13 protein-coding genes are annotated in these 11,575 nt (G+C 48.2%); 9 read left to right on the forward strand and 4 right to left on the reverse strand.

Going from position 1 to position 11,575, the window contains the following annotated elements; genetic code table 11:
* Positions 1-41: 41 nt before the first annotated feature.
* Both ACMP1L_RS10520 and ACMP1L_RS10525 read left to right on the forward strand, forming a co-directional pair.
* Positions 42-512, forward strand: a complete 471-nt coding sequence (locus ACMP1L_RS10520; RefSeq protein ID WP_177303576.1) for a methylglyoxal synthase — start codon at positions 42-44, stop codon at positions 510-512.
* 66 nt (positions 513-578) lie between these two features.
* Positions 579-1,568, forward strand: a complete 990-nt coding sequence (locus ACMP1L_RS10525) for a dipeptidase (protein ID WP_418452993.1) — start codon at positions 579-581, stop codon at positions 1,566-1,568.
* Here the strand turns inward: ACMP1L_RS10525 and citG are convergent.
* Positions 1,563-2,414, reverse strand: a complete 852-nt coding sequence (gene citG / locus ACMP1L_RS10530) for a triphosphoribosyl-dephospho-CoA synthase CitG (RefSeq protein ID WP_418452994.1) — start codon at positions 2,412-2,414, stop codon at positions 1,563-1,565. The two genes, ACMP1L_RS10525 and citG, sit on opposite strands and share 6 nt — an antisense overlap.
* Positions 2,415-2,443: 29 nt before the next feature.
* On the reverse strand, positions 2,444-2,953 hold the full coding sequence (gene citX / locus ACMP1L_RS10535; protein ID WP_418452995.1) for a citrate lyase holo-[acyl-carrier protein] synthase: 510 nt from the start codon (positions 2,951-2,953) through the stop codon (positions 2,444-2,446).
* Between the two features lie 369 nt (positions 2,954-3,322).
* Here citX and ACMP1L_RS10540 point away from each other — a divergent pair, with 369 nt between their 5' ends.
* The 4 genes from ACMP1L_RS10540 (at position 3,323) to ACMP1L_RS10555 (ending at position 6,846) form a co-directional block, all read left to right on the forward strand.
* The gene (locus ACMP1L_RS10540; protein WP_418452996.1) at positions 3,323-4,363 is read left to right on the forward strand and encodes an ABC transporter substrate-binding protein; all 1,041 of its coding nucleotides are present in this window, start codon (positions 3,323-3,325) and stop codon (positions 4,361-4,363) included.
* A gap of 7 nt (positions 4,364-4,370) precedes the next feature.
* A complete protein-coding gene (locus tag ACMP1L_RS10545; RefSeq protein WP_118731639.1) occupies positions 4,371-5,276 on the forward strand; it encodes an ABC transporter permease in 906 nt (301 codons plus the stop codon).
* Between the two features lie 6 nt (positions 5,277-5,282).
* A complete protein-coding gene (locus tag ACMP1L_RS10550; RefSeq protein WP_118731640.1) occupies positions 5,283-6,080 on the forward strand; it encodes an ABC transporter ATP-binding protein in 798 nt (265 codons plus the stop codon).
* A 115-nt stretch (positions 6,081-6,195) separates the two neighbouring features.
* Positions 6,196-6,846, forward strand: coding sequence for a cytidylate kinase-like family protein (locus tag ACMP1L_RS10555; protein WP_418452997.1), 651 nt, complete (start codon positions 6,196-6,198; stop codon positions 6,844-6,846).
* A gap of 90 nt (positions 6,847-6,936) precedes the next feature.
* On the opposite strand, the gene ACMP1L_RS10560 is transcribed toward ACMP1L_RS10555, so the two are convergent.
* Entirely contained in the window at positions 6,937-7,743 is an 807-nt protein-coding gene (locus tag ACMP1L_RS10560) for a hypothetical protein (protein WP_177303581.1), read from the reverse strand.
* Positions 7,744-8,017: 274 nt separating this feature from the next.
* Between ACMP1L_RS10560 and ACMP1L_RS10565 the strand changes: the two genes are divergently transcribed.
* On the forward strand, positions 8,018-8,929 hold the full coding sequence (locus tag ACMP1L_RS10565) for an AEC family transporter (RefSeq protein WP_418452998.1): 912 nt from the start codon (positions 8,018-8,020) through the stop codon (positions 8,927-8,929).
* 101 nt (positions 8,930-9,030) lie between these two features.
* On the opposite strand, the gene lexA is transcribed toward ACMP1L_RS10565, so the two are convergent.
* Positions 9,031-9,648, reverse strand: coding sequence for a transcriptional repressor LexA (lexA, locus tag ACMP1L_RS10570; protein ID WP_177303582.1), 618 nt, complete (start codon positions 9,646-9,648; stop codon positions 9,031-9,033).
* Positions 9,649-9,840: 192 nt separating this feature from the next.
* Here lexA and ACMP1L_RS10575 point away from each other — a divergent pair, with 192 nt between their 5' ends.
* Together ACMP1L_RS10575 and ACMP1L_RS10580 are read left to right on the forward strand one after the other, a co-directional pair.
* Complete coding sequence (locus ACMP1L_RS10575) at positions 9,841-10,164, forward strand: LysM peptidoglycan-binding domain-containing protein (protein ID WP_373243916.1); 324 nt, start codon at positions 9,841-9,843, stop codon at positions 10,162-10,164.
* Positions 10,165-10,251: 87 nt separating this feature from the next.
* Complete coding sequence (locus ACMP1L_RS10580; protein WP_418452999.1) at positions 10,252-11,100, forward strand: TrmH family RNA methyltransferase; 849 nt, start codon at positions 10,252-10,254, stop codon at positions 11,098-11,100.
* The last annotated feature ends 475 nt before the right edge of the window (positions 11,101-11,575 follow it).

An 11,575-nucleotide genomic window follows, 5' to 3' on the forward strand; every position in this document is an offset into this window, starting at 1 on the left:
TTCTATACATTCTATAAAGAAAAGTAAGGAGGATCTGTTATATGTCTCAGGAATACATTACATTTACTATTGGCAGCAAAAAGAACATTGCATTGATCGCTCATGACAACGAAAAACCGAAGCTCATTGAATGGTGCAGGGAGCATAAAGACGAACTTATGAAGCATAATCTTTACGGCACCGGCACAACGGCCCGCATGATCACGGATCAGACCGGTCTTACCGTAAAAGGCTACAACAGCGGCCCTCTCGGTGGCGACCAGCAGATCGGAGCCAAGATCGTAGAAGGCGTGATTGACTTTGTAGTATTCTTTTCCGATCCGCTGACGGCACAGCCTCACGATCCGGATGTGAAGGCCCTGATGCGTATCGCTCAGGTCTACGACATTCCTATGGCGGTCAATAAGGCCACCGCGGACTTCATGATCACATCCTGTTTCATGAACAGAGATTACCAGCATGAGGTCATCAATTTCAAACGGAATATCGAGGAACGGGCAGAAACCTTATAAGCTGCCTGAAACTGAGGACGCGTTGCAGGCGCGTCCTTTTTCGAATCTGAACAGGGAGGATGTATTATGAAGGTTGTGGATATGCATTGTGATACCATTTCGGAGCTTTTGCATATAAGAAAGCAGTGGGAGCATGACACCATGCTGGAGAATCATCTCCAGATCGATCTGAACAAAATGCAGAAGGGAGATTATCTTCTGCAGAATTTTGCCATGTTTGTGCATCTCGGACGTGAGAAGGATCCGTTTTATACGGCAATGAAACTGATCGATCTGTTTTACACGGAACTGGAACCATATTCCGACCGGATCGGCATCGTAAAGAACTGGAATGAGATTGAAGAGAACCGGAAGGCCGGAAGGATGTCAGCCCTGCTGACCCTCGAAGAGGGAGGCGTCTGCCGCGGTGATCTTTCCTGCCTGCGGGATTTTTACCGGCTGGGGGCCAGAATGATGACGATCACCTGGAACTTCCAAAATGAGCTTGGATTTCCAAACGGAAAAGATGAGAGTGTGACTCCGGCCCGGGCCATTCCGGATACGGTGCATGGACTGACGGAAACCGGCATTGCCTTTGTGCAGGAGATGGAACGGCTTGGCATGATTATTGATATTTCGCATCTGAATGATGCAGGCATCTGGGATGTTTTCCGTTACACGAAAAAGCCGTTTGTTGCCAGTCATTCGAATGCGCGTGCGCTGGCCGGGCATCCGCGCAATCTGACGGATGAGATGATCCGCGCCCTGGCTGATCGGGGCGGTGTAGCCGGAATCAATTATTTTGATGCTTTTGTGAAAGACCGTGTGGACGGAAAAGCAGCTCTTTCTCTTTGCAGGGATATGGTGGCACATATGAAGCACATGAAGCAGATTGGCGGAATCGGCTGTATTGGTCTCGGATCAGATTTTGACGGATTTGGAAGTCCGGTTGAAATGAAAGACTGCTCCGGAATGCAGCTCCTGGCAGATGAGATGAGCCGTGAAGGCTTTTCCACCGGAGAGATCGAAGCAGTCTTTTCTGAAAATGTATTGCGTGTATATAAGGAATTGTTATAAACCGTTTTCCAGACGGTACAGCAGTATGGTGACAGCCAGAAGATCGGCGCAGCCGCCGGGACTGACATTCAAGTGGATAAATTTCTGATTCAGCTTTTTCAGAGCCTCCATTCCCTGCTGGGTGGAGGCTCCGCCCATCTTCAGGATCAGGGCAGACTCGGATTTGACATATCCCTGTGTCACGGTGTTGGTCCGGCTTAAGACATTGGTGTCATCGACATTGGCCATGAGCGTCAGAAGTGTGTCCAGGTAAGCTTCGTTTTCGGTCTGGCCTGCAGAGAAGGCAGTCCGCATTGCCGGAAGAGAGAGCGTGCGGATCGAAGGAAAGCCCTTCTGCGCTTCTCCGCGGATTCCCTTGTTGCTGTAGCGCAGATAGAGCAGCTCTCCGTTAGTCTTCGGATTCTTCCGGTCGATTTTCTGAAAATCCTTTCGCACGGCATCATAACAGAGATAACCGGCAAGCATCAGGATTTTTTCCGCTTCAAAGTGTTCGTGGCGCCGGTAGAAGAGGCCGGCTGCTGCTGCAATGGTACCCATGGAAAAAATCATGCCCTTGTGAGTGTTTACGCCATCTGTGGCAGCGAACATAGCTTTTTCTGCCTCGATTCCGGTAAGACGGATGGCTTCGAACAGCATATTGTAATCATGGGATTCCCATGTTGTACCCTGCTCGAACATCTGAGTCAGATATGGAACAATGGCAGCTGTGCTGGCCTCAAAGGTTGCATAGTTCATATCGGCGTGGGCACCGCTGTCGCAGCGGTCTACCAGGCCCGGCTTTGGTGTGGCGCCAACTTCCGCCATCAGTGCGTAGGCACATGTTTTTGAAAAAACAGAAGAGATCATAATCCCCGAATTCCTCCCCAATACAGATATCAATACAGATCTTTTAAAATATGGCCGATCTCGGCCGTGAGCTCTGCCACGCTGTGACGGCGGCTGCGGCTGCAGGCATGGGCAGGTTCTTTACACAGCAGGCAGGTCCTTGACGGGCGGCCAAGCTCTTCCCTGGAAACCTTGCTGCCGTCAGGCCGGATGACATCAATATCGAACAGGCGGCCAAGGCGGTCCTGGTCTTCCAGAGTGACCATCAGTGTCTTGATGAATTCCGGATTCGCGTCTATGCAGTAGAACGCCTCATATCCGGTTTTTTCTTTGATCGTTTCCATATGCTGGACCAGAACCAGGCGGTCCTTCAGCAATGTCTCGATCCGCCGGCAGCCGGTGGCAAATGCCTGGGGAACGCCATCCGGGACTTTTACCGGACCCGGGATGTTCAAGGTGAAACTGATCAGACTTTTTTTGTATTGCTGCAGCAGTCTGGTCTGCAGAGCAGAGCGTTGTTCGCGGGCAGCAAGCATTTCCTGCAGGCTAACTTCTTCCATAAAAATCCCCCTGTGCATAAATAAATTTATATATGCCAATAAAGCTTCTTATTTCATTCGCATGGCAGAAGCTTTTCACGATCATTTGGCAGAAATCGGATTTGAACGCCATCGGTTTTGAAACAGAAGCTGTATTGGATTTCAGAACACTACTTAGTTGTTACGTATATAATTATAGGTGAATACTATATAAAGTGCAAATACTTAATAAGTTATGACCTATATAAAGATGTCCCTATCACTTTAATGCGTTGAATCCACATGAAATTAAAGCTTTAAATTGACGTAGTACTCAAAGTGTAGTATGATGGAAAAAGTTCAATCGTTTCGCATTGAAGCCAGAATATGAGATAAAGGGAGAGATGTATTATGAAAAAGACAAAGAAAGCACTCGCACTGATCCTGGCCGGACTGATGACCGCATCCATGACCGCATGCGGCTCCGGTAAAGCTGCAGAAACCACACAGGCTGCTGCAGATACTGCTGCAGAAAAAGCAGATGAGACAAAAGAAGAGGCTTCAGCTGACGGAGCTTCCTATAAAGTGGGTATCTGCCAGCTGGTACAGCATGTGGCGCTGGACGCAGCGACAGAAGGCTTCAAAGATGCGCTGACAGAGGAATTCGGTGACAAGGTGACCTTTGATGAGCAGAATGCCCAGGGTGATTCCAATACCTGTTCTACCATCATCAACAATTTTGTCGCAGAGGATGTTGACCTGATCCTTGCGAACGCAACGCCGGCCCTTCAGGCAGCACAGGCAGGTACCGATACCATTCCGGTTCTCGGAACCGCAGTTACTGAGTATGGTGTGGCACTTGGCATTGATGATTTTAACGGAACTGTCGGCGGAAATATTTCCGGAACCGCAGATCTTGCGCCGCTGAATGAGCAGGCAGCCATGTTAAAAGAGCTGTTCCCGGATGCAAAGAACGTAGGTCTGTTATACTGTTCCGCAGAGGCAAACTCCCAGTATCAGGTAGATACCGTAAAGGCAGAGCTGGAGAAGCTTGGCTATACATGTGAATATTACGCATTCTCTGATTCCAATGACCTGGCAACCATTGCCACGAACGCAGCAAACGGCTGTGATGTGATTTACATCCCGACTGATAATACTGCTGCAGCAAACACTGAGATCATCAACAACATCTGTCAGCCGGCAGGGGTGCCGATCATTGCAGGTGAGGAAGGAATCTGCAGCGGATGCGGCGTGGCTACTCTGTCCATCAGCTACTACGACCTGGGTGTGGCAACCGGCAAGATGGCTGTGAAGGTCCTGACCGGCGAAGCTGACATTTCTGAGATGCCGATCGAGTATGCTCCGCAGTTTACCAAGAAATATAACAAGACCATCTGTGAGGCTCTTGGCATTACCGTTCCGGATGATTATATTGCGATCGAGGAGTAACTGACATATGATGAGTTTGATAAATGCCCTGCCTGGCGCAGTGGCACAGGGCCTGATCTGGGGCATTATGGCGATCGGAGTGTATCTGACCTTCCGTATCCTGGATATCGCAGATCTGACCGTAGACGGATCCCTCGGAACCGGCGGTGCGGTATGTATTATGCTGATGCTGTCCGGGCAGAATGTATGGGTAGCCATGGCAGGCGCAACGGCAGCCGGCATGGCAGCCGGCCTTGCAACCGGAATCCTTCATACCTTTATGGGAATCCCGGCGATCCTGGCCGGAATCCTGACCCAGCTTGGTCTGTATTCCATCAATTTAAAGACCATGGGGAAGGCAAACCAGGCAATCAATGTCGACAAGTATGACCTGCTGGTTTCCCTGCGCTTTATCCGGAAGGTTCCGTTTTATAAAAACACGATCCTGATCGTGGCGATTGCGATCATTCTTCTGATCGTTGTCTTATACTGGTTTTTTGGTACTGAACTTGGCTGCTCCTTACGCGCTACCGGCTGCAACGATAAGATGGCCCGCGCACAGGGCATCAACACTGATTTTAACCGTGTGCTGGGACTTATGATCTCCAATGGTCTGGTAGCACTTTCTGGTGCCATGCTCTGCCAGTATCAGGGCTTTGCAGATATCAATATGGGCCGTGGTGCTATTGTCATCGGCCTGGCTGCAGTTATCATCGGTGAAGCGATCTTTGGAAAAGTGTTCCGCAATTTTGGCTTCAAGCTGCTTGCGGTTGCTCTGGGCTCGATCATCTATTACCTGGTTTTGCAGGTCGTGATCTGGCTCGGCATCGACACAGATCTGTTAAAACTGTTATCCGCAGGAGTTGTTGCCGTGTTCCTGGCTATCCCTACCTGGAAGAGCCGCTATTTTTCAAATATGGGAAAGAGAGGGTAGGAACGTATGCTGGAGATAAAAAATATCACAAAAACCTTCAACAAGGGAACCGTCAATGAAAAGAAGGCGCTGCGCGGTGTGAATCTTACGTTAAATGACGGGGATTTCGTAACGGTGATCGGAGGCAACGGTGCAGGAAAATCCACATTGCTGAACGCGATAGCCGGTGTCTGGCCGGTTGACAGCGGTGCCATTGTCATAGACGGAAAGGATGTCACAAGACTTCCGGAATATAAGCGTGCCGCATTTCTCGGCCGTGTTTTTCAGGATCCGATGAACGGAACCGCGGCAACCATGGGAATTGAGGAAAATCTGGCTCTGGCTTTGCGGCGCGGAAGAATGCGAAGCTTAAAGCCGGGAATCAAAAACGAAGAACGCAAGCTTTATGTTGATATGTTAAAGAGGCTTGGCCTTGGTCTGGAGGACCGTCTCACCTCTAAGGTGGGACTTCTTTCCGGCGGACAGCGTCAGGCACTGACGCTTCTTATGTCCACCTTGCAGCGTCCAAAGCTTTTGCTTTTAGATGAACATACCGCGGCGCTGGATCCGAAAACCGCAAAGAAGGTGCTGGATCTGACGGCAGAAATGGTGGAAGAGCAGAAGCTTACCACTCTTATGATCACGCACAATATGCGTGATGCCATTCACATGGGCAACCGCCTGATCATGATGCATGAAGGAAATGTCATTTATGATGTGGCTGGGGAGGAAAAGAAGAATCTTACCGTGGATGACCTGCTGCATAAATTTGAGGAGGCCAGCGGCGAGGAGTTTGCAAATGACCGTATGATGCTTGCAAAATAAAAGACTGGTACAGAATGACCGGCAGTGTGTAAATGATTTGGCACTCTGCCGGTTTTGTGCTATACTAAAGATAATAAATACAGTTGGATTTTGATTTCCCAAAGGAGGATTTCTTATGGATAAAAGCAAACTGGTCATTACCATTGAGCGTCAGTACGGAAGCGGCGGACGTATCGTCGGAAAAAAGCTGGCGGAGGAGCTGGGTATTTCTTTTTATGATGATGAAATCTTAAGTATGACCGCAGAGAAAAGTGCGGTAGGAGAGAAGTATTTCCGTCTTGCTGATGAAAAGGCAGGAAATAACCTGCTGCGTAAGATCGTAGGCAATCTCCGTTTCCCTGTCGGCATTTTTGAGGAACCGAAAAAAGAAGGAGATGTCACCTCTCCGGATAACCTGTTTCGTTTCCAAGCTGAGGTTATCCGTGAACTTGCTTCCGCAGAGTCCTGCGTCATCGTGGGCCGCTGTGCAGATTATATTCTGGAGACCTCCGGAAAGACGGATCTGGTCAAGATCTTTGTGTATGCAGACCTTTCCACCTGTGTACGCAGAACCCAGGAAACCGATGGCATCTCCGATACCAAGGAAGCACTTAACAAATTAAACAGGATCACCAAACAGCGTAAATCTTATCATAAGTATTTTACCGGAAAAGAATGGGAAGATGTCACAAACTATGATCTGCCGATCAATGCAAGTAAGCTGGAACTGGATCAGGTCGTTGAGCTGATCAAGGATTATATCCGCATGATCGGATATGATATCTGAATGGCACATTCTCGCGCAAAAAAGACCGTCACAGAGTGGCGGCCTTTTTTGCGTTGTGCGCCCAGAGGCGCACGCTTTCATGATAGAAAATTACTTTTTGGTGATTTTTACAGCCTTGATCTCTTTGTCGTTGATAGAACCGTCATACTGGATCTGAAGGGTATCACCCTCAGCGTACTGGCTGAGATCGATGCTGTCGGATACGAATGTGAAGAAGTCACCGGTCTGTGCTTCCAGAACGATGTGATCACCGTCTTCACCAAGCTGTGCAACCTTGCCGACAAATGCGTCGATCTGGGCTTCGTCAGTATCCTTTGCGTCATCCATAACGATCTTGATGGCTAACGGCTCATCATCCAGATCACCGAGATAGGTTACTTCTGCGGCTGCGCCGGCCTGGATACCGTCCTTGCCAACAACATATGCGTTGCCGGTCAGAACCTTGTAGTCTTCTCCGTCAACCTCCAGGGTCATGGAATCGGAAGCAACATCCTTGACGGTGCCGTCAGCAACCGGATCCATGCTCTGCTCCAACATGGAAGCAGTAACTTCCATTGCTATAGCCGGAATCGGATCCTCTGTAGTGTTTGCCGGGACGGTAAGGTCTACCCAGTCACCTTCGGAGAGAGGAAAATCTTTGGTAACCTCTGCTTTGGAGATATCATATTTTCTTTCCTGGTCATCATAATCATCTTTTACGGTAAGGATATCACCGTCAATTGCGGTAATCACGCCGCTGGTGTAGTCCTCCTCAGCCTCAGCTTCGCTGGAAGTTTCAGCAGCTGTGGTAGTAGTTTCTGCCGGAGCTGCAGTGGTCTCTGCGGCTTTTTTGCTGGAGCAGGCTGCTGCACTGATGGAAACTGCTGCGATAGCAGTAATAAGTAATGCCTTTTTCATAATATATCACTCCTCTGATTTTTATTTGCCGACTGGAAATAAGAAATCGACAATGATGAGTTTACTACAAAGGCATTCAAAAAACCATTGATTTTTTATTAAGTTTTCTTCAAAATGGTGAACATTTGGTGAATTTCTTATTTTATGTTATGGCAGGTATCAAAAAAGAATATTTGACGGGATTTCTCGATTGCAGTAAGATAAAAAATGTAAATTTTTCACACAAAACAAACAAAAAAGACGGGCAGGAAAATGCCGTTTTAAGGAGAAAAATATGGATTTTTCCGGATTATTTGAAATGCAGGGTATGTTATTCACAATCATGATACTGGGTTATATATTCCGCAAGGTGGGAATGATCAGCGACAGTGGCAAGGCGCTGCTTACGGATCTGGTACTGTATGTCACGCTTCCGGCCAGCATTCTGAAATCCTTTCAGATTGAATTCAGCCATCAGATCCTGGTCAGCTGTCTGTCTGTGATCGCAGTGGCCGTTGGAATTCAGATCGGTGCGTGGCTTCTTGGCATGATCCTCTACCCGGGCTTTCCGGATGAACGAAAAAAAGTGCTTCAGTATGCAACCATCTGCTCTAATGCGGGAATTCTTGGCAATCCCATTGCAGAAGGGATATTCGGAAGTATGGGACTTTTGTATGCATCGATTTATACAATTCCGCAGCGTACCTTTATGTGGTCCATCGGCATGACATATTTTACACAGGCACCGGACGCCAAGACGCTGATCAGAAAAGTGTCTACGCATCCATGTATTTTGTCGGTAGTCGCCGGACTTCTGATCATGGTGCTGCAGATCCCGCTGCCGGGCTTTATCAGTCTGACCATTAAAAACATTGCCGGCGGAAACACCTTCCTTGCCATGGCACTCGTCGGGACCATTCTGGCCGAGGTACCGCTTCGGACGCTCCCGGAAAGAGATACGATCTATTACAGCTTTATACGTCTCTTTTTTATTCCATTTCTGGTCTGGCTGGCGTGTCACTTTGCACAGGTTGACAATCTTGTTACCGGTGTCTCAGTTGTTTTATCAGGTATGCCTGCTGCCAGTGTCACCGCTGTTCTTGCGGCAAAATATGGTAAGGATGAGGTATTTGCGACGAAATGCGTGGTATTGTCCACTTTGCTTTCGATGATCACCGTACCGGTCTGGTGCATATTCCTGGCATAGAGATCAGGTATCACAAGGCAGAAAATAACAGCTTATATGCAGAAAGAGGGCTTCCCGTCGGATGATGGGAAGCCCTCTTTCTGTAATCAGACACGGACGATTCAGGCCATCATGCGGAACAGTCCGATGACCTTGCCAAGAATCTGCACGTGATCTACGATAATCGGCTCCATGGTGTCATTCTCCGGCTGAAGGCGGTAATGACCGTTTTCCTTGTAAAAACGCTTAACCGTGGCAGAGTCGTCCACCAGCGCAACGACGATCTCTCCGTTTTCTGCGGTATTTGTTTGTTCCACGATGACCCGGTCACCGTGGAAGATACCGGCATTGATCATGCTTTCGCCTTTTACCTTCAGCATAAAGGTGTCAGTGTTCGGCAGGATCTCTGCCGGAATCGGGAAGTAGTCCTCAATGTGTTCCTGAGCGAGGATTGGTTCTCCTGCGGCCACGGTGCCGATGATGGGTACCTGGACCATCTCACGGCGGTTCAGCGCAAATTCATCGTCCAGGATCTCAATGGCACGCGGCTTGGTGGGATCCCGGCGGATGTAGCCGTTGGCTTCCAGAGATTCCAGATGAGAGTGGACTGATGATGTGGATTTTAAATGAACAGCCTCGCAGATTTCGCGGACTGCCGGCGGATAGCCTTTCTTTAAGATGCATTCTTTGATATATGTTAAAATTTCCTGCTGTTTTGCGGTAATCTTACCCTGACCCATATTGTTTCCTCCATGCGGATGTATTCTGTTCTGTGGTGTATGTTTATCTACAAATATAGTAACACAGCTTTCTGTAAAAAGCAAACCTTTGTTCGGTTTTTCTGCAAAAACATATTGACAAACAAATGTTCGGATCCTATAATAGAAACATAACAAACGTACGTTCGAAATATCCGAACAGGGGGAATACTTATGAGAACCAGAAGAACCATCAGACGCCATCTTCGTAATTTTACTGTCATTCTGCTTATGATCCTCGCATTTTGTTCCGGCTTTTTCGGCCACACACTGCTGAACGCAAGAGCAGAGGAGAAGGCGCGTCCGGAATGGAACCGTTATTATACCAGTGTTCAGATCCGCCAGGGAGACAGTCTCTGGAACCTTGCAGACAAATACCGCCAGGGGAGTGGTTATTCCCGTCAGGAGTACATAGACGAGCTGAAGCGCATGAACGGATTAAAATCGGAACAGCTTCACTCAGGAGAATATCTGACGGTCGTATATTTCGCGGAATAATTTGCAGATTGCATATCGCAGCGGTATTGGTTATAATTAGATTTGTTTTATTATTTTATTTATTCTATACTGAGCGAGGAAGAATCAATGCCGCATGCAAATATTATACATGTAACCAATCTGCAGCTGCCGGAACTGGAGTTATATTCCAGATTTTCAGAAAATCAGCTGCTTCATTATTTTGAACCGGAATCAGGCGTCTTTATAGCCGAAAGCCCTATTGTAGCCGGTCGGGCTCTGGATGCCGGTTATGAGCCGATCTCTATTCTGGCAGAAGAAAGTGAATTATATGGCGCTTCCGCAGAACTGATCAGCCGCTGTCAAGGTATTCCTGTTTATACGGCACCGGGGGAGGTGCTCACGCAGCTGACAGGCTTTGCTCTGACGCGTGGTCTGCTCTGTGCCATGCGCCGCAGGTCGCTTCCTTCTGTGGCAGAGATTTGTGCAGGAGCAAGCCGTATTGCCATTCTGGAGAATGTTGTCAATCCCACAAACATTGGAGCCATATTCCGTTCTGCTGCGGCTCTGAATATGGATGCCGTGCTTCTCACTTCCGGCTGCAGTGATCCTTTATACCGCAGAGCGATTCGTGTCAGTATGGGCACTGTATTCCAAATTCCATGGACCATCTTTGACCGTGAACACGCATGGCCGCAGCCTGCTATGTCAAAATTACAGAAACTTGGTTTTAAAACTGCTGCAATGGCTCTGACGGACAAGTCAGTCTGTATTGATGATCCATCTGTTCTTGCGGAAGAAAAACTTGCCATTGTGCTTGGAACAGAGGGAGACGGGCTTGCCCAAAAAACCATTGCCGATTGCGATTACACCATCCGTATTCCTATGTCTCATGGAGTGGATTCCCTGAATGTGGCAGCTGCCAGCGCCGTTGCATTCTGGCAGCTCGGAATGAAAACAGTGAGAGATGGAAAGTAATCATAATGCTGCTTACATTCACAGGAATCCAAAAGCTGCGCAAGCAGTCTGCTGCTGTCTAAAAGTCAGTTGTTGACAAAAAATAAGGTCTGTGCTATGCTTACCTACGATATAAAAACAATAAAAGCGCGGGAGTCTGTGTGACAGGCTGAGAGGAAGATAAATCTTCGACCGTACCTGATTTGGGTCATGCCAACGGAGGGAAGCAACAAGAATACAGGTGCATCTTCTGGCATTGGCCGGAGGGTGTACTTTTTTGTATAATAGAAAGAACACAAAATCCAACTGCACAGCGGAAAGTGTCTGTACATCTGTTCCGTGCTGGCAAAGAAGACCGGAGGGGGAGCGCCCTGCGGCCGGGCAGAAGGAGTTTACATAGCGATGGGAATCCGTGTTTTCGGAGTGAGAGGAAGTAATGGAACTTCGACCGAAAAAGGGATAACTGTCGCTTTTTTTCTGGAAATTCATTTCGAAG

The sequence above is a fragment of the Ventrimonas sp. genome, assembly GCF_048380235.1.
Classification (GTDB): domain Bacteria; phylum Bacillota; class Clostridia; order Lachnospirales; family Lachnospiraceae; genus Brotaphodocola.

What these genes read in the sequence shown, in the direction of transcription:
- ACMP1L_RS10520 (WP_177303576.1), top strand. Translation starts at nt 42, where the DNA reads ATGTCTCAGGAATACATTACATTTACTATTGGCAGCAAAAAGAACATT.
- ACMP1L_RS10525 (WP_418452993.1), top strand. Translation starts at nt 579, where the DNA reads ATGAAGGTTGTGGATATGCATTGTGATACCATTTCGGAGCTTTTGCAT.
- citG (WP_418452994.1), bottom strand. Translation starts at nt 2,414, where the DNA reads ATGATCTCTTCTGTTTTTTCAAAAACATGTGCCTACGCACTGATGGCG.
- citX (WP_418452995.1), bottom strand. Translation starts at nt 2,953, where the DNA reads ATGGAAGAAGTTAGCCTGCAGGAAATGCTTGCTGCCCGCGAACAACGC.
- ACMP1L_RS10540 (WP_418452996.1), top strand. Translation starts at nt 3,323, where the DNA reads ATGAAAAAGACAAAGAAAGCACTCGCACTGATCCTGGCCGGACTGATG.
- ACMP1L_RS10545 (WP_118731639.1), top strand. Translation starts at nt 4,371, where the DNA reads ATGATGAGTTTGATAAATGCCCTGCCTGGCGCAGTGGCACAGGGCCTG.
- ACMP1L_RS10550 (WP_118731640.1), top strand. Translation starts at nt 5,283, where the DNA reads ATGCTGGAGATAAAAAATATCACAAAAACCTTCAACAAGGGAACCGTC.
- ACMP1L_RS10555 (WP_418452997.1), top strand. Translation starts at nt 6,196, where the DNA reads ATGGATAAAAGCAAACTGGTCATTACCATTGAGCGTCAGTACGGAAGC.
- ACMP1L_RS10560 (WP_177303581.1), bottom strand. Translation starts at nt 7,743, where the DNA reads ATGAAAAAGGCATTACTTATTACTGCTATCGCAGCAGTTTCCATCAGT.
- ACMP1L_RS10565 (WP_418452998.1), top strand. Translation starts at nt 8,018, where the DNA reads ATGGATTTTTCCGGATTATTTGAAATGCAGGGTATGTTATTCACAATC.
- lexA (WP_177303582.1), bottom strand. Translation starts at nt 9,648, where the DNA reads ATGGGTCAGGGTAAGATTACCGCAAAACAGCAGGAAATTTTAACATAT.
- ACMP1L_RS10575 (WP_373243916.1), top strand. Translation starts at nt 9,841, where the DNA reads ATGAGAACCAGAAGAACCATCAGACGCCATCTTCGTAATTTTACTGTC.
- ACMP1L_RS10580 (WP_418452999.1), top strand. Translation starts at nt 10,252, where the DNA reads ATGCCGCATGCAAATATTATACATGTAACCAATCTGCAGCTGCCGGAA.